At 68.7% G+C, this 21,257-nt stretch carries 19 protein-coding genes and 1 pseudogene; 4 read left to right on the forward strand and 16 right to left on the reverse strand.

The annotated features are described in order from the left end of the window. Positions 1-24: 24 nt before the first annotated feature. From LA521A_RS18340 to oleD, 8 genes are all read right to left on the reverse strand, one after another. Positions 25-630 (reverse strand): lysophospholipid acyltransferase family protein, encoded by a 606-nt coding sequence (locus tag LA521A_RS18340; RefSeq protein WP_281780263.1) that lies wholly within the window; start codon positions 628-630, stop codon positions 25-27. Positions 631-702: 72 nt separating this feature from the next. After that, positions 703-1,122, reverse strand: a complete 420-nt coding sequence (gene arfB / locus LA521A_RS18345) for an alternative ribosome rescue aminoacyl-tRNA hydrolase ArfB (protein WP_281780264.1) — start codon at positions 1,120-1,122, stop codon at positions 703-705. A 73-nt stretch (positions 1,123-1,195) separates the two neighbouring features. Beyond that, positions 1,196-1,927: a pseudouridine synthase gene (locus tag LA521A_RS18350; protein ID WP_281782137.1), complete on the reverse strand. Its 732-nt coding sequence runs from the start codon at positions 1,925-1,927 to the stop codon at positions 1,196-1,198. A gap of 26 nt (positions 1,928-1,953) precedes the next feature. After that, positions 1,954-2,334, reverse strand: coding sequence for an endonuclease domain-containing protein (locus LA521A_RS18355; RefSeq protein ID WP_281780265.1), 381 nt, complete (start codon positions 2,332-2,334; stop codon positions 1,954-1,956). Positions 2,335-2,390: 56 nt separating this feature from the next. After that, positions 2,391-4,067 carry a ubiquinone biosynthesis regulatory protein kinase UbiB gene (gene ubiB, locus LA521A_RS18360; protein WP_281780266.1) on the reverse strand — a complete coding sequence of 559 codons (1,677 nt, stop codon included), beginning with the start codon at positions 4,065-4,067 and terminating at the stop codon, positions 2,391-2,393. Beyond that, complete coding sequence (locus LA521A_RS18365; protein WP_281780267.1) at positions 4,064-4,714, reverse strand: ubiquinone biosynthesis accessory factor UbiJ; 651 nt, start codon at positions 4,712-4,714, stop codon at positions 4,064-4,066. Before LA521A_RS18365 ends, ubiB begins: the two co-directional genes overlap by 4 nt. 144 nt (positions 4,715-4,858) lie before the next feature. After that, a complete protein-coding gene (locus LA521A_RS18370; protein WP_115844375.1) occupies positions 4,859-5,017 on the reverse strand; it encodes a DUF1328 domain-containing protein in 159 nt (52 codons plus the stop codon). An 86-nt stretch (positions 5,018-5,103) separates the two neighbouring features. Further along, positions 5,104-6,102 (reverse strand): 2-alkyl-3-oxoalkanoate reductase, encoded by a 999-nt coding sequence (gene oleD, locus LA521A_RS18375; protein WP_281780268.1) that lies wholly within the window; start codon positions 6,100-6,102, stop codon positions 5,104-5,106. A gap of 177 nt (positions 6,103-6,279) precedes the next feature. On the opposite strand from oleD, the gene LA521A_RS18380 reads away from it, so the two are divergent. After that, entirely contained in the window at positions 6,280-7,380 is a 1,101-nt protein-coding gene (locus LA521A_RS18380) for a serine hydrolase domain-containing protein (RefSeq protein ID WP_425494542.1), read from the forward strand. Here LA521A_RS18380 and LA521A_RS18385 read toward each other — a convergent pair. Next, the gene (locus LA521A_RS18385) at positions 7,364-8,917 is read right to left on the reverse strand and encodes a winged helix-turn-helix domain-containing protein (RefSeq protein ID WP_281780269.1); all 1,554 of its coding nucleotides are present in this window, start codon (positions 8,915-8,917) and stop codon (positions 7,364-7,366) included. The two genes, LA521A_RS18380 and LA521A_RS18385, sit on opposite strands and share 17 nt — an antisense overlap. Positions 8,918-8,920: 3 nt before the next feature. Further along, the gene (gene oleC, locus LA521A_RS18390) at positions 8,921-10,573 is read right to left on the reverse strand and encodes an olefin beta-lactone synthetase (protein ID WP_281780270.1); all 1,653 of its coding nucleotides are present in this window, start codon (positions 10,571-10,573) and stop codon (positions 8,921-8,923) included. Positions 10,574-10,688: 115 nt separating this feature from the next. On the opposite strand from oleC, the gene LA521A_RS18395 reads away from it, so the two are divergent. Then, positions 10,689-11,072, forward strand: coding sequence for a YkgJ family cysteine cluster protein (locus LA521A_RS18395; protein ID WP_281780271.1), 384 nt, complete (start codon positions 10,689-10,691; stop codon positions 11,070-11,072). 434 nt (positions 11,073-11,506) lie between these two features. Here the strand turns inward: LA521A_RS18395 and LA521A_RS18400 are convergent, their stop codons facing one another. The 4 genes and pseudogenes from LA521A_RS18400 to LA521A_RS18415 form a co-directional block, all read right to left on the reverse strand. Then, on the reverse strand, positions 11,507-12,406 hold the full coding sequence (locus tag LA521A_RS18400; protein ID WP_281780272.1) for an alpha/beta fold hydrolase: 900 nt from the start codon (positions 12,404-12,406) through the stop codon (positions 11,507-11,509). A 196-nt stretch (positions 12,407-12,602) separates the two neighbouring features. Beyond that, a complete protein-coding gene (locus LA521A_RS18405; protein ID WP_115844387.1) occupies positions 12,603-13,625 on the reverse strand; it encodes a 3-oxoacyl-ACP synthase III in 1,023 nt (340 codons plus the stop codon). A gap of 212 nt (positions 13,626-13,837) precedes the next feature. After that, positions 13,838-14,131, reverse strand: a pseudogene (locus LA521A_RS18410) (DUF4156 domain-containing protein); the annotation flags it as partial. 241 nt (positions 14,132-14,372) lie between these two features. Continuing rightward, positions 14,373-17,228 carry a M16 family metallopeptidase gene (locus LA521A_RS18415; protein WP_281780273.1) on the reverse strand — a complete coding sequence of 952 codons (2,856 nt, stop codon included), beginning with the start codon at positions 17,226-17,228 and terminating at the stop codon, positions 14,373-14,375. A 128-nt stretch (positions 17,229-17,356) separates the two neighbouring features. On the opposite strand from LA521A_RS18415, the gene LA521A_RS18420 reads away from it, so the two are divergent. Both LA521A_RS18420 and LA521A_RS18425 read left to right on the forward strand, forming a co-directional pair. Continuing rightward, a complete protein-coding gene (locus LA521A_RS18420) occupies positions 17,357-18,112 on the forward strand; it encodes an SDR family oxidoreductase (protein ID WP_281780274.1) in 756 nt (251 codons plus the stop codon). Between the two features lie 32 nt (positions 18,113-18,144). After that, positions 18,145-18,624 carry a tRNA (cytidine(34)-2'-O)-methyltransferase gene (locus LA521A_RS18425; protein WP_281780275.1) on the forward strand — a complete coding sequence of 160 codons (480 nt, stop codon included), beginning with the start codon at positions 18,145-18,147 and terminating at the stop codon, positions 18,622-18,624. A gap of 627 nt (positions 18,625-19,251) precedes the next feature. On the opposite strand, the gene LA521A_RS18430 is transcribed toward LA521A_RS18425, so the two are convergent. Together LA521A_RS18430 and LA521A_RS18435 are read right to left on the reverse strand one after the other, a co-directional pair. Beyond that, positions 19,252-20,115 (reverse strand): META and DUF4377 domain-containing protein, encoded by an 864-nt coding sequence (locus tag LA521A_RS18430; protein WP_281780276.1) that lies wholly within the window; start codon positions 20,113-20,115, stop codon positions 19,252-19,254. 77 nt (positions 20,116-20,192) lie between these two features. After that, positions 20,193-21,047, reverse strand: a complete 855-nt coding sequence (locus LA521A_RS18435; RefSeq protein ID WP_281780277.1) for an undecaprenyl-diphosphate phosphatase — start codon at positions 21,045-21,047, stop codon at positions 20,193-20,195. Positions 21,048-21,257: the final 210 nt, after the last annotated feature.

Here is a 21,257-nt window from a genome sequence, read left to right on the forward strand (position 1 = left end):
AGCGAACTCACCATCGCGTGAGCGTCAGGCGTCGTGGTTCTTCCCGTTGGACACGCCGCGGTACCACTCGCGGATGCGGGCGACGTCGTTCTCGTAGTGATCGGTGAGTTCGAACGGCGCCCCGATGCCGATCGTCCGGCGCCCGTAATGGAAGTACGCCGGCACCACCGGCACGGCGGCGGCCTTGGCGATGCGCCAGAAGCCCGGCTTCCACTTCTCCACGACCTTGCGCGTGCCTTCCGGCGCCAGCCCGTACCAGAACCGGTCGGCGCCCCGGATCATCTGCGCGGCCTGCTCGACCACGCCCTGCGCCGCCTTGCGATCCACCGGGATCACGCCCAGGCGCTTGAGGATCGGCCCCACCACCGGCGCCTTGAGCAGGGTGTCCTTGCCGAGCACCTTGAGGTCCAGGCCCGTCGCCATCAGCACCGCGAAGCCCCACACGCCATCCCAGTTGGAAGAATGCGGCGCGCCGATCAGGACCAGTTTCGGCAGGTCGGGGAACGCGCCTTCCATGCGCCAGCCGCCGAGTCGGAGCACGGTTCGCCCGATCCAGCGGACGAGTGCGTTGCGGTGGATGCGCGGTGCGCTGGGCGGCAGCGGCAGCACCGGAGAAGCGGCGTCGGACATGTCCCCTCGTTGGTCGTGCGGTGGTGGTGCGGTGTTCGTGTGGCGGCGGCCCTTCGAGGGCTCTTGGTTCGATCAGTCCCAGTCGCGCCGGGTCCGATCGCGCTTGATCGTACCGCGTTCGCGCTTTCCGCTGAGCCGGCGCTCTTTCGACGCACGGGTCGGGCGGGTCGCGATGCGCGGCGCCGCGACCTGCAGGCCGCCGGCGATGAACGCCGCCAGCCGCTCGCGCGCATCCTCGCGGTTGCGCTCCTGCGTGCGGAACCGCTGCGCGCTGATCACCAGCACGCCCTCGTCGGTGATGCGCCGGTCGCGTTTGGCCAGCAGCCGCTCGCGCAGCGCGTCGGGCAGCGACGGCGACGTGGCGATGTCGAAGCGCAGCTCGACCGCCGTGGCGACCTTGTTGACGTTCTGCCCGCCCGGCCCGGACGAGCGCACGAAGCGCTCGACCAGTTCCGAGTCGGGAATCGACAGACGGGGCGTGATCTCAAGCATGGGGCGGAACTTTAGCGGGATTCGTGCAGTGGCGAGTCGCGAGCCTTTGCCGGCGACATTCCGCGCCGCCGACCTACTCCGCCACGAACCCCTCGAACAACGCCAACGCCTTGCCGAACTCCGCATCGACCGGCGCGCGCACCTCGACCCGCTCGCCCATCAATGGGTGCACGAACGCGAGCCGCCGCGCGTGCAGCAGCATCCGGTGGATGCCGAGCATGCGGAAATTACGGTTGTGGCGGCCGTCGCCGTGGCTCGTGTCGCCGATCAGATGGTGCGACAGGTGCTTGAGATGGCGCCGGATCTGCCGGAAGCGGCCGGTGTCCAGCGTCGCGCTCAACAGCGCATAGCGCGAGGTCTCGAAGCCTGCCGACGGCATCGACAGCTCGGTCGTCGCCAGCCGGGTGAAATGCGTGACGGCCGGCTTCTTCACCGGCTTGCCCGGACCGCCGTCGAGCGGATGGTCGACCGTGAACGCCTCGTCGGGCCAGCCGCGGCACACCGCCCAGTATTCCTTCTCGACTTCGCGCGACATCAGCACCTTGCCCAGCGCCGACGCCGTGTCGCGATCGAACGCCAGCAGCAGGCAACCGCTGGTCGCGCGATCGAGCCGGTGCACCAGGAAGATCGGCTTGCCGAACTGTTCGCGCAGTCGATCCGCCGCGAAGTCCGTCTCGCCGCGGGCCAGCGCACTGTCGTGCACCATCAGCCCGGCGGGTTTGTCGACGATCGCGAGCGTGTCGTCGGCGTACAGGATCTCGAGCGGCGGCAGTGCTTCGGCTTGTGCTCCCTCCCCTGCGTGCAGGGGAGGGTTGGGGAGGGGTGAAGCGGTCACCGGGAGCGCTCCCGAAGGTGGCGCAGGATGTCTTCGAGCACGAGGTTCGGTCTCAACAACACGTCGTCGTTCCAGAAGCGAAGCACGCGGTAGCCGTTCGTGTTCATGCGTCGCGTGCGCCACTCGTCGTAGTGCTGCGCTTCAAGATGTTGGCCGCCGTCCAGTTCGATGACGAGCTTCGCTTCCACGCAGGCGAAATCGGCAACGTAACCCGCTATCGGAAACTGGCGGCGGAACTTGTGGCCATCGAACCGGCGACCCTTGAGATGGCGCCATAGTTCGACCTCTGCATCGGTGGCGTTTCGACGCAGTTTTCGGGCATGTCTCCAGATGGGCTCCATGCCGACCTTCGAGAAAAGAGAGGGCAGCCACTTCACCCCTCCCCAACCCTCCCCTGCAAGCAGGGAAGGGAGCGAAAGCCGTGGGGCTTTTCCTACCGCCCACGCGGCCACGCCGCCAGCAGCGCCCACAATCCGCCGAGTCCCGCGATCCACGCCGAGGCGGGCACCGTCCACAAGCGCGGGCCGCCGGCTTCCAGGCCGTAGAGCACCGCGGCGCAGATCAGCAGGCCGACACCGAGCACTGCGGCGACCGTCTTGCGCTGCGCGGTGTGGATCGTGCGGTTGAGTTCGACCAGGTCGCGCGAACGCAGGTTCAACTCGTGCCTGCCTTCGACCTGCTGCGTCAGCCACGCGTGCAGCAGGCGCGGCATTTCCGGCGCGTGCGTCACCAGTTCCGGCAGGCGCTTGCGGAACTCGGTCGCCAGGCGCTGCGGGCTGTAGCGCTCGACGAGGATGCGCTGCAGCACCGGGCGCGCGACGGCCCAGATGTCGAGCTTCGGATCGAGCAGGCGACCGACGCCTTCGATGTTCAGCAGCGTCTTCTGCAGCAGGATCAGCTGCGGCTGCAGCGTGAGCTCGTAACGCTGCGCGGTGCGGAACAGCTTGAGCAGCACTTCGGCCAGCGAGATCTCGCTCAGCGGACGCGTGAAGTACGGCTCGCACACGGCGCGCGCGGCGGCTTCGAGTTCGTCGATGCGGATGTACGACGGCATCCACCCGGCGCGCACGTGCAGCTCGGCGATGCGGCGGTAATCGCGGTTGAAGATCGCCATGAAGTTCTCGGCGAGGTAGTACTGGTCCTCGTCCGAAAGCTGGCCGACGATGCCGAAATCCAGCGCGATGAAGCGCGGATTCGTGCGGCGCGCCGGATCGCTGTCGACCCAGATGTTGCCCGCGTGCGCATCGGCATGGAAGAAGTTGTCGCGAAACACTTCCGTATAGAACACGCGCACGCCCTTTGCGGCCAGCGCGCGGCGGTCGATGCCGGCCGCGTCGAGGGCGGCGATGTCGTCCGACGGAATGCCGTACACGCGCTCCAGCGTCAGCACGCGCTCGGCGGTGTGCGACCAGATCACTTCCGGCACGTACAGGTCGTCGCTGTCCTGCCAGAAACGGCGCAGCACGCTCGCATTGGCGCCTTCGCGTTGCAGGTCGAGTTCGGCGGCCAGCGTGTTCTCGATTTCCTCGACGATCAGGTGCGGGCGGATCTTGTCGGCCGCCGGGTGCGTGCGGTTGACGACGCCGGCCACGGCCTTCAGCAATGCGATGTCGCCGGCGATCTGCTTCTCGATGTCCGGACGCAGCACCTTCACCACGATCTCGCGCGAGACCCCATTGGCATCCGGCGGCAACGTCGCGGCGTGCACCTGCGCGATCGACGCCGACGCCAGCGGCGTGGTGTCGAACTGCGCGAAGGCAACGCTGACCGGCATCTGCAAGGCGTTCTCGACGATCGCGCGCGCGGCTTCGCCATCGAACGGCATAACGCGGTCCTGCAGCAGCGCGAGTTCCTCGGCGACGTCGGGCGGCACCAGGTCGCGTCGCGTCGAGAGGATCTGGCCGAACTTGACGAAGATCGGCCCCAGCTCCTGCAACGCCATGCGCAGTCGCGCGCCGCGCGAGAGGTTGGCGACTTCGGCCGACGCGCGCGGTACGAAGGGACGCGCGAGCTTCAGCCAGCCTTCGACCGGCGTGTCGTCGAGCAGGTCGTCAAGGCGATAGCGCAGCAGCACGCGGCCGATGCGCCACGCGCGGAACACCGGCTTCATGCCCGGCCTCCGGCGCGATGCGCGTTCAAGCGCGACACGCGCGCGGCGAGGCGCTCGACGTCGTCCCGCACGGTGTCGACGTCGTCATGGAAGGCGTTGAGTTCCTCGCGCGGCACGACGTCGCGCGATTCCTCGGTGACGAATTCGGCGGCGTTCGTCGCGAATGCGCCCGCGGCGCCGCGCGCATGGCGAAGGCCGGCGGCCACGGCGTTGGCGACCTGCACGCCGACGATTTCGCCGAACACGCGCACGAATGGCTGCTGCCAGTCGGGATCGAAACGTTCGGCCAGGCGTTGCAGGCGTCGCGCGAGATCGGCATCGCCTTCGATGCGCAACTTGCCGACCGGCGGCGCGTCGTCGTTGCGCAGGAACGGCAGCTGCGACAGCAGCCCGCCGAGCGTGGCACGCACGGACAGATCGGGTTCGTCCTCGGCAACCGGTCCGACTTCCAGCCGTTCGCCGGCGACGCGGATCTGCAATGCCAGCGCGGGCGCAGACAGGCGCAGCACAACGCGGCGCCCGTCGAGGGCGCGCAACTGGTCGCGGGTTTCGGGATCGAGCGCGAGGGCGCGGTTGAGGGCGGTTTCGAGGGCGCGCCCGGCCAGTGGCTTCAGAGCGGCCAGCGGCGAGGAGGTCGGGTCGGTCATGCGGCCATTGTAGCCGCGCCCCGGACCCGGTCCCCGCTCCGGCCCCTCGCGCCGGACGGCCCCCTCGAAGCGGCCGTCCGGCGCGGTGTCACAACAGTATTTGCATCAACGGTTCAACGGATCGGATCGCGCCTTGCGGCGTGGTCAGACCCTGCGGCCGCGCAGCATCGAGATGACGGCCAGCACCAGGAACACGACGAACAGGATCCAGGCGATGTTGCTGGCGGCGCCGGCGATACCACTGAAACCGAGAACGGCGGCGATGATCGCGATGACGAAGAAGATGACAGCGTAGCTAAGCATCGGTGCACTCCGTGGCGCGGTGCGCCTGACTGGGTGTAATCGATGCTAGGCACGGGGCAGTCGGCAAAAAGTGACGATGCAAGGGGCTAGGCGGGCCCCATGCAGGCCACCTTCAGTCGGGTGAGCCCTTCGTGAATGCTGACGGCCGGCACGTAGCCGAAGTCGCGTCGCGCAGGCGCCATGTCGTACCAGTGCGTGGTGCTCAGTTGCTCGGCAAGGAAGCGCGTCATCGGCGGCTCGCCCTTCAACGGCAACGCATGCCACAGGCCTTCGCACACCACGCCGGCGGCATACGCGACGCCGAAGGGAATCGTCTTCGTCACCAGCGGCGCGCCGGCGGCCGCCAGCAGGCCGTTGAGGATTTCGCGCACCGTGCGCGGCTCGCCGTTGCTGATGAAGTACGCGCGGCCGGCACACGTCGCGCCTGGACGCAGGTGTTCGAACGCATCGAAATGCGCCTGCGCGGCGTTGTCGACGTAGGTCGTGTCGATGCGGTTGTTGCCGTCGCCGACGAAGCGCAGGCGACCGGCGTTCGCGCGTTCGACCAGGCGCGGCAGCAGCTGGTTGTCGCCGACGCCCCAGATCAGGCGCGGGCGCAGCGCCACCGTGGCGAGCGCGGCGGCGTTGGCGGCGATGACCAGCTTTTCGGCGATCTGCTTGGTCGCCGCGTACGGCGCCTTGAGGTCATCGCCGTAAGGCACGGTGTCGGCGGTGCCGCCTTCGACCGGATGCGTCTTGCGATGCGTGACGCTCGGCGTGGAGGTGTAGACCAGCCGTCCGATGCCGTGCGCGCGGCAGGCGTCGATGACGTTCTGCGTGCCGACGACGTTGGCGAGGCGGTAGCTCTCGTAGCTGCCCCACGCGCCGGCCTTGGCGGCGTTGTGGAAGATCGCTTCGCAGCCCGCGGCCGCGGCGATGACGGCATCGCGCTGGGCGAGATCGCCCTGCACCTGCGTCACGCCGAGGCGGTCGAGCGCGTCGTACCGGCCGCGATTGAAGCTGACCACCTCGTGCCCGCGCTCGCGCAGGCCGCGGCAGAGCACCTGCCCGAGGAAGCCGCCGCCGCCGGTCACCAGGATCTTCATCGGGCCTCTCCATGCGCAAAGGGGGCCACCATAACGGGCCCGGCGGCAGGTTCCAACGTCTTGCCGCGCGCGCCGCGAAGGCCGCTGGAAGCGGACCTTCATAATTCTTCATCCGCATTTCAGGCGCTTCATTCGCGTCATCGGGCCAATGGCCGCTCCACCACCGGAGTCCGCCCGATGCCTCGCCTGCTCGCCCTGCCCCTTTTCGCCCTGCTCGCCGCCACCGCCCACGCCGCGCCGCCCGCCGCGCGCGACGACGGCTGGCGCGTCGCCGATCCCGCACGCGCGGGCTTCGACGTCGCCACGCTCGCCGCCCTGGACACCGCCATCGCCGTCGGCGAGGCGCCCGACACGACGAGCGTCCTGATCGCCCGCGATGGCCGCCTGGTGGTCGAGCGCTACTTCGGCCAGGGCGGGCCCGAGGTACTGAACGACACGCGCTCGGCGACCAAATCCGTCACCGCGCTGCTGGTCGGCGCGGCGGTCGATCGCGGGCTGATCGATGGCGCGCAGGCGCCCGTCTACGGCTTCTTTGCCGACCGCCATTGGGCGCATCCCGATCCGCTCAAGCGCCGCTTCACCGTCGAAGACCTGCTGACGATGAGTTCGCAGTGGGAATGCGACGACGACAACGCGTTCTCCGCCGGCAACGAAGAGCGCATGTACCTCAGCGCCGACTGGACGCAGTTCGCGCTCGATCTTCCGATCAAGGGCTACGCGCCGTGGATGAAGCGGCCCAAGGACAGCCCGTACGGGCGCGCATTCGCGTACTGCACCGCCGGATCGTTCCTGCTGGGCGCAATCGTCGAGCGCGCGAGCGGGCAGCCGCTGGCGACGTTCGCGCGCGAGGTGCTCGAAACGCCGCTGGGCATTCGCGAAAGCCAATGGCAGCGTTCGTCCGAAGGCGTCGGCATGGGGGGCGGCGGCACGCGCTACCGCAGTCGCGATCTGGCTAAACTCGGGCAGTTGCTGCTCGACGGCGGGCGCTGGAACGGCAAGCAGGTGATCGCGTCCGACTGGATCCGCGCGATGACGACGGTGCAGGCGCAGGCGCGCGAGGACGCGGACTACGGCTACCTGCTGTGGCGCTTCCGCTTCAACGTCGGCGGCACGGAACACGCGGCGTGGGCGATGTCGGGCAACGGCGGAAACTACGTGTTCGTGGTTCCGTCCGAACGCCTGGTCGCCGTGATCACGCGCACGCGCTACAACCAGCGCGACATGCACGCGCAGTCGCAGCGGCTGCTGTCGGAGTACATCCTCAAGGCGCTGCGCTGAGGTCGAGTTTGCGCGTGCGAACGGCCTCGCGTTCGCGCGCAATGGCCGTGTCGACGGTCGCGATCAGGGCATCGAACCGCGGTGACTTGCGCAGGTTCGCGAACAGCGGCGTCGCGCGCAGGTACGCGGCATCGCGATAGCCCATCGCCACCGCATCGGCGAGCGCATCGATGGCGCTATCGCGCTCGCCGATCATCGTCAGCAGCAGTGCGGCGTCGAGCCCGTCGAACGGGTCGCTGCCGGCACGCAGGCCTTCGCGCAGGGAGTCGGCGCGCGCACGAAGCAGGTGCGCCGGTGGCTGCACCGGCGACATCGACCACAACATCGACTGCGCGAAGCTGCCCTGCGGCCGCAGTTCCGCCGCGCGTGCGGCTTCGCGCCACGCGGTGTCGCGATCGCCCCGCGCCCACGCGAGTTCGGCCGCGAGCACGTGCAGGCCGGCGTGGTCGGTGCCGCGCTTCATCGCCTCGTCGAGCGCGGCCTGCGCTTCCGCGTTGCGGCCATGGCGCATCAGGAACGACGGCCACGCGAGGTTGGAAAACACGTTGTCGGGATACAGCTGGAAGCTGCGGCGGTATCGCGTCTCCGCCTCGGCGGCATAGCCGAGCAGGTCGAGATTGGCCGCGATCTGGATCTGTAGGAAGCGCACGCGCGACGGATCGCGCACGGCGAGATTGGCGCCTAGGGCGTCAGCAAGGCGGCCGCGACGTTCGTACAGGTACGCCGCGGAGGCGCGGGCGCCGTCGTTCGCCGGGTCCAGCGACAGCGCGCGTTCGTAACCACGCAGCGCATCGTCGATGCGGCCGCGGCAATCGAAGGAGTACGCGAGCGCGGCATGCGCGGCGGCATGGTCCGGATCCGCGGCGATCACGCGCTGCGCCAGCGCCTGCGCGCGATCGAGCTGCGCGGCCTCGCCGTTGTAAAGGCACACCTGCGCGCTGAACGCGCGGCTCAGACCGATGAGTGCATCCCGGTCGTCGGGCGCTTCCTGCAAGCGCTGCCGGTACAGCGCGATCGCGCGTTCGTTGTCGTCGCGCTGCCCGATGCCGGCGTAGTACGCGGCGCGCTGCAGCAGCGGCGATGGCGGTAGCGCGTGCTGCACGCCGGCGCGTTGCAGCGACCAGGCGATCGCACCGATGGCGAGCAGCGCGATCGCGATGCCGGCCACCATGAGGTAACGGCTCGTGCCGCGGCGAGGCGGTGTGTCGCCATCCGTGTCATCGACGCACTGCGGCGCCGCGCACAGCTGATAGCCACGTCCACGTACCGAGCGCAGATAGCGCGGGTTGCGTCCGTCGTCGCCCAGCGACTGCCGCAGCAGGCGCACGCGCTGCGTGACGGTCTCTTCATTGACGACGGCCGGCGCCCACACGCGCTCGATCAGCTCGTCGAAACCGACCACGCGCTGGCCCTGTTCGAGCAGGAATTCCAGCAGCCGGAAGCTCAGCCCGCCGACGTCGAGCAGCACACCGTCGCGCTCCACGCGCTGCCGCGGCACGTCGATGAACAGATCGTCGAGCCGGTAGCGCGTCGTCATGCGTCAGCGCACGCGACCCGCGGCCCAGACGGCGAGTTTCTCGCGCCCGATCTTGGCGTTGTGGCGGATGTCGACCGGGAATTTCGGATGGCGCAGGAAGGTGTCGATGCCCGTCGTGCGCGCGTGGCGGGCGCCGATGGCGCGCAGCTCGCGTTCGATGCGTGACCACTCGCGTTCGTCCACGCCGGCCGCGAGTTCGACGCAGAGCACGGGACGCTGCGCACCCGGCACGCCAAGGCCGACAAGCGCCGTGCGTCGGACCTGCGCGTGCGTGTTGAACACCGGCTCGACCTGTTCGGTGTAGAGCGGGCCGTGCGCGGTTTCGACGCGATGCGTCTTGCGACCGCAGAACCACAGGCGCCCTTCCGCATCGAGATAGCCGACATCGCCCATGCGATGCACGATGCGCTCGCCGCCGTCGGCAAGCGGTTCGCGGATCTTCGCGGCCTTCGTCTGCGCGGGACGATTGAAGTAGGTGTCGGTCGCGGTGGGACCGGCGACGGTGATCTCGCCGACGATGCCGGCCTCCACGATGCGCGCATCGCGCCAGTGTTCGATCGCCTCGTCGGTGATCGCGATGATGCGCACCTCGTTCGGCACGACCGCGCGACCGACGCAGGTGCCGGCGCCGTTCTCGGTGGCCGCGCGCGTGGATTGCAGTTCGCGGCTTTCGATCACCGCGACGGGCAGGCATTCGGTCGCGCCGTAAGGCGTCCAGAAACCGGCGTCGTCAGGCAGCAGTTCGCGCATCTTCGCGACCACGTCGGCTGGGACCGGCGCGCCGGCGGAGGTCACGCGTCTCACCGTCGGCAGCTTCGCGCCGAAGTTCGCCAGCACCGCCATCAGCGCGGGCGAGCCGAACAGCTGGTCGACGTCGAACCGCGCGATCGCGTCGTGCAGCTTGCGCGGATCGGCGAGCGCGGGCTTGGTCGGGTCCATGTCGGGAATGATCGACGTGAGCCCGAGCGCGGGATCGAAGAGCGCGAACGGCGGGAACGTCGGCAGGTCGACGCCGCCGCCTTCGATGCCCAGCGCGTCGCGCAACATGGCGATCTGCGCGACGAAATGGCGATGCCGGTACACGACGCCCTTCGGCACGCCGGTGGAGCCGCTGGTGAACAGGATCGCGGCGACTTCGTCGGGCTGCGTCGCTGCGAGCTGCGATCCGGCGTTCGCGCCGTCGCGTTCGACCTGGGCGAGGGTCGCATCGCTCAGCCATGCGCGCGCGCCGGTCGTGATGCGGATGCGTGCGGACGTCGCCCAGCGCAGCACGGTGCGCGCGACGTGGGCGAGCGGGATGCCGATGAAGGCCTCCGGCTGGGCTTCGTCGAGGCACTGCTTGAGCGCGCGCCTGTCGATGCCCGGATCGACGAGCACCGGCACGGCCCCCGCCTTGAACAACGCGAACATCAGCAGGAAGAACTCCGGCGACGGTCGCACCATCACCACCGTGCGCGTGCCGCGCACGATGCCGCGCCGCGCCAGGCCGGCGGCGATGGCGTCGCTGCGGGCGTCCAGATCGGCGTAGGTCAGGGTGAGGTCGAAGCGCGCGAAGCCGTCCGGGCCGCGCGTGCCCGGGCACCGCATGGCGATGCGGTCGGGGAAGCGGGCGGCCAGCCCGGGCAGGGTCGCGGCGATGTTGCACACGTCGTTCATGGATTCATTTTCGCCTGAACCGGGCAAGGCTTGCGCCGGTCGCTTGCACCGGGCGCGCAAAGCCTCAGAATTCCGCACCCGGCGCAGTTTCGCCGGACCCCGTGACGGTCCTTCCATGCACCACCCCTGCCTGACCTGCGGCGCCTGCTGCGCCTTCTTCCGCGTGAGTTTCCACTGGTCGGAGGCCGACCCGTCGCTCGGCGGGCAGGTGCCACCCGAACTGACCGAAACCCTGCGCACGCACGAACGCGTGATGCGGGGCACGTCGCAGTCGAACCCGCGCTGCGTCGCGCTGGACGCCGACATCGGCCGCTACAGCCGTTGCACGATCCACGACCGTCGCCCGTCCGTGTGCGCGCTGGTGCCGGCCTCGTGGGAGTTCGGGCAGGCGAGCGCGCAGTGCGACAAGGCGCGGCTCGCGCACGGGCTGCCGGTGCTCACGCCCGACGACTGGATCGGCGTGGGCGAGGACGAGAAGAATCCGTTGCCGGAGGTTTGAGGTGTCGGTGGCCTTTTCGCCTCGTAAGACACCGTCATCCCGGCGAAGGCCGGGACCCAGGCTGACAACGTTTCAGCGAAAGCACGCGCGGGCCATCTTCACGGCGCCTGAAACTCGTCGAGGATCCGATTCGGCGTTTGTAGCCCGGGTGAGCGAAGCGCACCCGGGGAGGTGGCTGGTGCCCCGGGTGCGCTTCGCTTACCCGGGCTACATGAGCATCGTCATTCCGGCGCAAGAGCATCGTCATCCCGACGCAAAAAGATCGTCATCCCGGCGAAGGCCGGGATCCAGGCTGATGGCGTTTCGGCGAAAGCGGGTGCCGGTGATCGTCGACGCAACGCACGTCCCTACCCTCACCCCAACCCCTCTCCCGGAGGGAGAGGGGCTCAGAGCCGAAGCTCAAAGCGCAAAGCTCCAGGCCCAAGGGCCAAAGCTCAAAGCGGGTTCGAATCCAGAAACGCCCGCATCTTCGGCACGAGCACGTCGGCCTTGTCTTCCATCACGTAATGCCCGGCGTCTTCGAACGCGTGCACCTGCGCGTTCGGCAGCGCGTCGGTGAAGCCTTGCAGGAAGTGCTTGTCGAACACGAAGTCGCGTAGGCCCCAGGCGATGAAGGCGGGGCGGTTCGCATACTCCGGCAGCTTGCGGCCCATCGCCTGCACCTGCGGCCAGGCGGCGTCGCCCTCGCCAAGCGGGATGTCCTGCACGAAGCGCGAGGTCGCGATGCGGTTAGCCCAGCTGTCGTACGGCGCCACGTACGCGCGGCGCACGTCGGCCGGCATCTTCTTCTCGACGCCGACGTACGACGCCACCGACGAGAACGCATTGAGGCCGCGGATCAGCAGCGTGCCCAGGCCCGAGTCGCGGCCGAACTTCAGCGACTTCGGCAGCGGCTTGCTGGCAGGCAACGGGAACGAGCCGGTGTTGGTGATGATGAGGCGGCGGATGCGGTCCGAGTGCTTCAAGCCCCAGCCGAAACCGATGCCGCCGCCCCAGTCGTGCACGGCCAGCGTCACGTCGCCGTGGACGCCGAGCTGATCGAGCAGCGCCTCGACATCATCGATGCGCGACTGCAGCGTGTAGCGGTAGCGATCGTCGGACGGCTTGTCGGACAGTCCCATGCCGACGTGGTCCGGGACGATGCAGCGGTAACGATCGCGTAGACCAAGCACGAGCTTGCGCCAATAGAAGCTCCACGACGGATTGCCGTGCAGCATCACCACCACCTCGCCATCGCGCGGGCCTTCATCGAGGTAGCGCATCGCGATGCCCGGACGCACCTCGAAGCGCTGCGGGGTGAAGGGGTAATCGGGCAGGGGCAGGTGGATCGTCATCGGTGGTTTCCTGGTCGTCATTCCCGCCAATGCGGGAACCCGGTGCGTTCGACGCGTCGCCTGGAGTCACGGGCCCCGCCTTGGCGGGGATGACGCAGATGGGATGTGCGGGTCATTGTGCCGGGCCGATCGCCACCGTGCCGGGCAAGAAAAACCCGGCGCGCGGCCGGGTTTCTCGATCGTGCATGCGCGGCGCTTACCAGACCACTTCGGCCATCGAGCAGTTCAGACCCGAGCCGATGCCCAGCAGCGCGATGCGGGTGCCCTTCTTCACGCGGCCGCCTTCGCGCAGCTTGCTCAGGACGATCGGCACCGAGGCCGGACCGATGTTGCCGTGCTCGCCGAAGATGGTCAGCACCTTCTTCGGATCGATGCGGAACGCCTTGAGGAACGCCTTGGTGTGCGCCTTGCTGACCTGATGGATGACGAACTCGTCCAGCTCTTCCACCACCCAGCCGAGCGCGGCGCGCGCGGCGGCAAAGGTCTTCTGGCCGAGCTTGAGGCCTTCGATCATCAGCATGCGGCCGTCAGCGATCATGCGGTCGTGCACGAGGTCGCCGCGGCAGAGCTGGTTCCACTCGGTCGCCGAACGCGTGACGCTGCCGCGGTAGCGCGGCGCGCCCGGAGCGAGTTCGCTGCGCGCCAGCACCATCGCGGCGGCGCCGCTGCCGAGCGTGAGCGTGGCCATCTCGTCGCGGAACTGCTCTTCGGTGACGTCGTCGCGGCTGAGGCGGTCCAGCGTCTTCTCGTACGCCAGCTCGGCGGTCTCGCCGTTGACGACCAGCGCGTAGTCGATCTCGCCGCGTTCGATCATGCGGCTGGCGATGTCCATGCCGTTGAGGAACGCCAGACACGCATTGGCGACGTCGAAGTTCTGGCAGGTATCGGGCAGGCGCAGGTTGCCGGACACGATGGACGCCGTGGACGGCTCCAGGTAGTCGCGGCTGACCGACGTGTTGACCAGCAGGCCGACGCGATCGGCGTCGATACCGGCGTCGGCCAGCGCCTTGACGCCCGCGAGCGTGGCGGCATCGGAGGCCTTGACCTCGCCGTCCCACAGGCGGCGTTCGCGCACGCCGGCCACTTCTTCAAGCACGTTGTACTTGATGCCGAGGCGATCGAGCGTGGGCTTGAGGCGGGCGTGGATTTCGTCCGAGGTCAGCCGGCGGGGAGCATCGATATGGGCAAGACCGGCGATGGCGACGTGCTGGAACAACATGGGCGGCTGACCGGAAACGGAAAAGAACACGCCATGTTAACGCTTAATTCTGTCCCGCCGCCATCCGGATCCGTATGGTTCGACCTCCCGACCGACCAGCGGCGGGGAGGCATTAAGCGGTGTGAAACTCAGCCGCCCAGCGGGTAGGTCTGCGCGGTCCCGGTGGTAGCCGGGGCCGCTGCCGGCGCGGCTGCGCCACGACGTGCGGTACCGCAGCGCCAGGCGGCGAAGCGCTGCGAACCGTTCATCGGGCCGCCCATGGGCTGCACGGTATCGGCCTGCAGGCCGATGGCCTCATTGCGCGCCAGCGTCTCCAGTTCCTCGCGCACGCGCAGCTGGTTGCGCTCGTAGAAGGCGACCTTGCTCTTGACGGTGACTTCGACCTCGCCGCGCTTCTCGCAGCCGGCCGGCGGGCCGCTGCCGTCGATCACGCGGACCGAGGACGCGCCGGGCGCCATGTCGACCCACGTGCAGCCGCCGGCGACCAGCGCCGAGACCAGGACCATCACCACCATCGACTTGCGCATCGTTACCCCGTTTTCGCGCGACACCGTGGCCGCGCATGAATGGACCGGCGCGATTGTCGCCGCAGCCGCCACCGTTTGTGAACGCCGGGCAGTGAACCGCGACTGAGGCATCAGTCGCGGTTTGCCGTTCGCGTCGGCGTTCCGCCAGCCAGCGCGCGCTGCCCAGCGCGTTCTGCCAGACGCCGCGTCACGGGGAGGCGACGGCGTCGTCGAGTGCGACTCAGGGCTGCCCCGTCACCGCATTGCCGTCGGCGTCGAGCACCTGCACCTCGCCCAGCTTCAGCGCGCGCACCGGCTTCTCGATCTGCTTCAGGTCGCCGACCACCACCCACGTAAGCGCGTTCGGATCGATCGTCGCCGCAGCGGCTTTCACCTGTTCGGGCGTGAGCGCCTCGATCTGCGCCTTGCGCTTGAAGACGTAATCGTCCGGGCGGTCGTAACGCACGATGCCGCTGATGGCGCCCATCACCGACGACGCCGTTTCGAACGCGCCGGGCAGGCTCAGGATCTCGGTGGCCTGGATCTTCGCGACTTCTTCCGGCTTCGGCGGCGCCTTGCCGCTGGTGTAGTCGGCGATCTCGCGCTGCAGTTCCTTCAGCGAATCGGCGGTCTTGTCGATCTGCACCGGCGCGAACGCCATCCACGGCCGCTGGCCCAGCGCATTGGCCGAGAAGCTGTAGGCGCCGTAGGCCCAGTGCTTGTTCTCGCGCAGGTTCATGTTGAGGCGCGAGGAGAACTCGCCGCCGAGCACCGAGTTGGCGATGTCGAAGCGGACCGAGTCGGCGTCCTTCGTCGACGGCACGACTTCGCCGGCGAAGATGTTCGCCTGCACCGCGCCCGGCTGGTCGATCAGGTAGACGCGCGGCTTCGCCGGACGCGCGACTTCGCCGATCTGCGGACGCGCCGGGGCATCGCCGCCGGGCTTCCAGTCGCCCAGGTGCCTGTCGAGCAGCGGGACGATCTCCTTCAGCGTGGTGTCGCCGACGACGATCAGCGTCGCGCCGTCCGGTCGCACCCAGTCGCGATGGAAGGCGACCAGGTCGTCGCGCGTGAGCGACGCGATCGAGCCTTCGGTGCCGCTGCCGCTGAAGGGAATCGCGTACGCATGGCCCGCGCCGTACAGCAGCGGCGGCAGCACGCGCATCGCGGCGCCGTTCGGGCGCGCCTTCTCCTGCTTGATGCCGGCGACCCAGGTCGCCTTGACGCGGTCGATTTCCTTCTGGTCGAAGCGCGGCTCGCGCAGCATTTTCGCGAACAGCGCGACGGACGGATCGAGGTTCTGCTTCAGCGCGGAGAGGTACGCCTTGCCGCCGTCCAGCGACGCGCCCGCGCCGAGGTTGGCGCCGAGCGATTCGGCGCGATCGCCGAAAGCCAGCGAATCCAGCTCGCCGGCGCCCTCGTCCATCATGCCCATCGCGAAGCTCGACGTGCCCAGCTTGCGTCCCTGGTCGGCGCTGTAGCCGCCGGCGAACTCGTAGCTCATCTGCACGACGGGGATGTCGTGGCGCTCGGCCAGGATCACCGTGGTGCCGTTCTTCAACGTCGCGCGCTGCAGCGTCGGGAACTTCAGGTCCGGGAACTGGCCGGTCTTCGGCGGGCCGGCGCTGCGGTCGACCGCGCTGCGCGTGGTGGTGTACTTCGGATCGACCGCCGGCAGCTTCATCGGCGCCGGCGTAACGGAGGCGTCCTCGGCGACGACGGTGCGATCGCCTGGCACGACGACCAGCGTGTGGCTGCCCTTGGTCAGCCAGTTGTTCGCCACGGCCGTAAGGTCGCGCGCGCTGGCCGTGTCGATGATCTTCAGGCTGTCGCGGAAACAACCGGGATCGCCCGTGTAGACCGTGCATTCGGCAAGCGCGTCGGCCTTGCCGCCGAAGCCACCGATGCGTTCGATGCCGCGCACGAAGCCGGCCTTGAACACCGTGCGTGCCTGCTCCAGCTCGGCCTTGGTCGGGCCGTCCTTCAGCAGCTTCTTCAGCTCCTCGTCGATGATCGCCTCGACCTTCTCCGGGGCCACGCCCTGCTTTACGTCGGCGGTGATCACGAAGTTGGATCCGAGCTGCATCGAGTACGCCGCGGCGGAGACGTTGTCGACCAGCTTCTCCTCGTGCAGCAGGCGCTTGTCCAGGCGCGAGGACTTGCTGCCGCCCAGCACCTGCGCGAACAGCTGCAGCTTGTCGAGGTCCGGCGTGCCGGCCTGCGCGACGTTCCACACGCGGTGCACGCGCGCCTGCGGCACCTTGTCGGTCATGGTCGCGCGCGTGGACTGGGCGAGCGGCGCGACGTCGACCTTCGGCTGCGCCATGGTCGGCGTGGCGGGAATGTCGCCGAAGTACTTCGTCACCTTCTCCTTCGCGGTGGCGAGGTCGATGTCGCCGGCGAGCACGAGCACGGCGTTGTTCGGCCCGTACCACGTGCGGAACCAGCCCTTCACGTCCTCCAGCGAGGCCGCGTCGAGGTCGGCCATCGAGCCGATGGTGCTGTGGTGGTACGGGTGCGTCTTCGGATACAGCGCCTTGCCCAGCGCATCCCACACCTGGCCGTAGGGCTGGTTCTCGCCCTCGCGCTTCTCGTTCTGGACGACGCCTCGCTGCTCGTCGAGCGTCTTCTGGTCGATCGCGCCGAGCAGGTGGCCCATGCGGTCGGACTCCATCCACAGCGCCATGTCGAGCGCGGTGGTGGGCACGTTCTGGAAGTAGTTGGTGCGGTCGGAGTTGGTCGTGCCGTTCATGTCGGTGGCGCCGACCAGTTCGAACGGTTCGAAGTACTCGCCGCGGTGGTTCTCCGACCCGTTGAACATCAGGTGTTCGAACAGGTGCGCGAAGCCGGTGCGACCCGCCGGTTCGTCCTTGCTGCCCACGTGGTACCACAGGTTCACCGCGACGATCGGCGCCTTGCGGTCGGTATGCACCACCACGCGCAGGCCGTTGGGCAGGGTGAATTCCTCGAAGGGAATGTCGACCGAGGCCTTGGGCGCAGCCAGCGCGGCCACCGGCGTGAGCGCGGCGACGCCGCCGAACGCGGCGGCCAGGGCGAGGGCAAGCGCGGCGACGCGCGGTCGGGACGAAGCGGGCATGACGTACTCCTGTGATTCGAACAGGCATCCTAGCCGCCGCCCACGAAGGGGAGCACTAGGCCACAAGTCCCGTCGCATGTCGGAATTTGGCTCGTGTTGGGGTCGGGCGGCCGTCGTCGGACGCTCACATGAACGCCCCTACACTGCGGGCCCCGATCTGCGGAACCTTCGCGATGACGCCCGCCCAGCCGCCACGTCGCACCCTGGTCACCGGCGCCAACCGCGGGCTGGGGCTGGAGTTCGTGCGGCAACTGCTCGCCCGCGGCGACCACGTGGTCGCCACCTGCCGCCAGCCCGGGCGCGCCAACGCGCTCAACCAGCTGGCCGGCGAGCACCCCGGACGCCTGCATGTGCTGCCGCTGGGAGTCGCCGAGCCCAAATCCCACGCCGAGCTCGCGCGCGAGTTGCCGCTGGTGATCGACGGCATCGACCTGCTGATCAACAACGCCGGCGTGCTGCATTCGGGCGAGCGCTTCGGCCACGTGCCGCCGGCCAATCTCGACGACAGCCTGCGCACCAACGCGAGCGGCCCGTTCCTGCTCACGCAGGCGCTGGCCGAACGTCTCGTCGAAGGCGCCAAGGTGGCAAACCTGTCGTCGGTGCTCGGTTCGGTCGCCTCCACCGACGGCTTCCACACGCCGAGCTACGCGATGTCGAAGGCCGCCCAGAACATGGCGACCGCCCTGCTCGCCTCGGCGCTGCGCGAGCGCGGCATCGCGGTGGTCGCGCTGCATCCGGGCTGGGTGCAAACCGACATGGGCGGCAGCGGCGCGCAGATCACGCCCGACGAATCGGTGCGCGGCCTGCTGAAGGTGATCGACGGGCTCGGCCTCGACGACACCGGCAAGTTCTTCGATTACCGCGGAAAGCCCGTGCCGTGGTGACGCGGCCGCGCGCGGCGGCGATCATGTAGCGCATGTTCGACGTCATCCTCTTCCAGCCGGAAATCCCGCCCAACACGGGCAACGTGATCCGCCTGTGCGCCAACACCGGTGCACGGCTGCACCTGATCGAACCGCTGGGATTCACGCTCGAGGACAAGCAGCTCAAGCGCGCGGGGCTGGACTACCACGAGTACGCGACGCTGCAGGTGCATGCGGACCTGTCCGCCGCGCTTGCGTCGATCACGGCCGCCAACCAGTCGCCGCCGCGCCTGTTCGCGCTGAGCACGCGCGGCACGGTGCGGTTCGATACGCCGCGCTACCAGGCCGGCGATGCGTTCCTGTTCGGTCCGGAAACGCGCGGGCTCCCGGCCGACGTGCTGGAAAGCGTCCCGGCCGCGCAGCGCCTGCGCCTGCCGATGCGACCGGACAACCGCAGCCTCAATCTTTCCAATGCGGTGGCGGTATGCGTGTTCGAGGCGTGGCGGCAGAGCGGATTCGCGGGAAGCGCCTGAAGGCGCTTCGCTGCTGATTTCCCTTCCCGAACCGCCATCCGGGCGAGGCCGGGATCCAGGCACGCAGCGCTCATGAGAAGCGCGTACGCGTTACGCCACACCTGGACAGCCTGGGTCCCGGCCTTCGCCGGGTCGACGGGTTGTGGTGCCGCCGGGCCCGGCGCTTCAGCCGCCGGTGCTTGCCGAGGCGTTGGTTTGCGGCGAAAAGAAGAAAGAATCACAGCCAAGCTTCCGAGCGCGTGGCGGCGCCCGGGTCACTTTTATTTGCTTGCCCAAGTCCTACTGGATTCCCTTCGGTCAAAAAGTAACCAAAAGAAAGGGCAGCTCCCCGACAAATCAATCCCACGACCGGACGCGGAGTAGGGGCGTTCGCAAGCGCGCCTCGCCTCACTCCATGGCTCGGCGCTCACCCCCGCACGTCCTGTGCGGCGCCCGTTGGGGTTAGCAATGAATAGGCAGTTCGACCGTAACAGCAACAGCAAGCGTCTCGCTTTTGTAGCCCGGGTAAGCGAAGCGCACCCGGGGACGCGACCACCTTCCCACCCCGGGTGCGCTTCGCTTACCCGGGCTACAAGAGCGGTTGAATTCCGCTTTCGCTGGAATGGCGCCGGCAACGCGCGACGCGACTCAACGCTTCTGCGCGGCGCCCGGTGTCGTGTCGCTTTCGACCACCATGTCGAGCACGTACGCCACCTGCTCGCCGTCGGGCTTGTTGCCGGAGACGAAACGCTTCACGCGCACGACGTTGCGCACGCCGTCCTCGTGCGTGAAGCCTTCGATGTCCTGGTACAGGGGCTGCCATTCCGCCGGCGCGCCGGTGCGGATGCCCTGGTCGTTGAAATGCACCTCGCGCACCTGCAGGCACTGCCGGTTGGGAACGTCCGGGTGCGTGCACGGTTTGGATTGCGGCGCGATTTCCAGGAACACCGTCTCGCCGGGGCCGCCGAAACGTTTCTCAGCCGTCGGCTGTCCTCTGAAGGTGAGCACGTCGCCGCCCGCGCCGGTAAGCGTGAGCACCGGCGTGTCGCCACTTTGCAATGACGCGGTCTGCGCGCCGCGCAGGCGTTCGCCCACGGCACGGTCCAGCGCCATCAGCTTCTGATCGGCGCACGCCATCATCGTCGAGGCCAGGTCGCCGATCGTGAGCGTCGCGCCGTCGAGCGTGTAGCTGCCCATCATGCGGTTGCAGGTGTTCGACACGGCGATGCGGCCGGCAGCGAAGTCCACCGTCACCGGCTTGTCGGTCCGCGCGAACAACGCGTCGACGCGCTGTCCCTTCGCATCCACGGCGTTGTCGAGCGCCCAGTGATGGCCGCCGAGGACGGCGTTGTCGATGGTCGCGGAGGCAGGCGCAGCGGGCGCCGGCGCGGCAGGGGCGGTCGCGGCCGGTGTCGCGCCGGGCGCCGCGGCTTCGGTCGAAGGCGCCTCCTGCGGCGAACGCGTGCAGGCGGCCAGGGCAACGGCGAGGGTGAGCAGGGCAAATCGCTTCATGGACGTCTCCTCCAAGGTCCGGGCGTGTGAGCCCGGCATAGGGAACGGGGGTGAAGCGCCCGACGTGGAACGCCGCGTCAGCTGCCGGCCGGCACCAGGAACAGCAGGGCCGCGCCGAGGATGAAACGGTAGATCGCGAAGGCCGTGAAACGGTGGCTCTGGATGTACCGCAACAGCCATTTCACCGAGATGAAGGCGGTGATCGCCGAGGCCACGAAGGCCACGCCCAGCGCCGCCCAGTCCTCGTTGGCCGCCTCGCCGCTGTGCACCACGTCGATCAGCTCCCAGCCGGTGGCGGCGAACATCGTCGGAATGCCCACCAGGAAGGCGAACTCCGTCGCCGCCGCGCGCGAGGTCGTGCCGGCCAGCAGTGCGACGAAGATCGTCGCGGCCGAACGCGAGGTACCCGGGAACACGCCCGCGACCACCTGCGCGATGCCGACCAGGATCGCCACCGTCCAGGTGATCGTCGCCCGCTCGCCCAGCACGGCGGCGCGCTTGGCCGCGAAATGTTCGGCCGCGATCATCCACACGCCGCCGATGACCAGCGCCCACGCGATCGGCGTCACTTCGTCAGGCAATTCAAAGCCGAGCTTCTTCACGATCACGCCGAGCACCGCCGTCATGCCGAAGGCGACCGCGAGCTTGAACGCGTAATCGCGCGCTTCGGCCGCGTCCATCGGCATGCCCGCCGGGCTGTGTTCGGCCATCGCCCGCCTACCGAGGAAGCCCATTGCCAGGTCCCACAGGCGCTGCCGGTAGATCAGCACCACCGCGAGGATCGCGCCGGCCTGGATGGAGATGTTGAACAGATCGCTGCGGTGCCCGAGCCAGCGTTCGGCGATGAGCAGGTGGCCGGTGCTGGAGATCGGCAGGAATTCGGTGATGCCTTCGATGATGCCGAGGAGCAGGGCGGCGAGCAGATCGGTCATGTGGGAGCGGCCGTGATTCGCGATTCGGGATACGTGATTCGAAAAACGCGGACCGGTTCGTGGCACCGCCGCGCGAAACGCCGCAGCATACCGGACGGGCCTGCGTGCACCATGTCGACGCAATCGCATTGCTTCACGCACTGTTCTGGTGCAAGGCTATCACGGCGTCGACGGCCGGCTCTTTGGAATCAACGCGTTAGCGCGGCGTGA

The sequence above is a fragment of the Lysobacter auxotrophicus genome (assembly GCF_027924565.1).
Taxonomy (GTDB): Bacteria; Pseudomonadota; Gammaproteobacteria; order Xanthomonadales; family Xanthomonadaceae; genus Lysobacter_J; species Lysobacter_J auxotrophicus.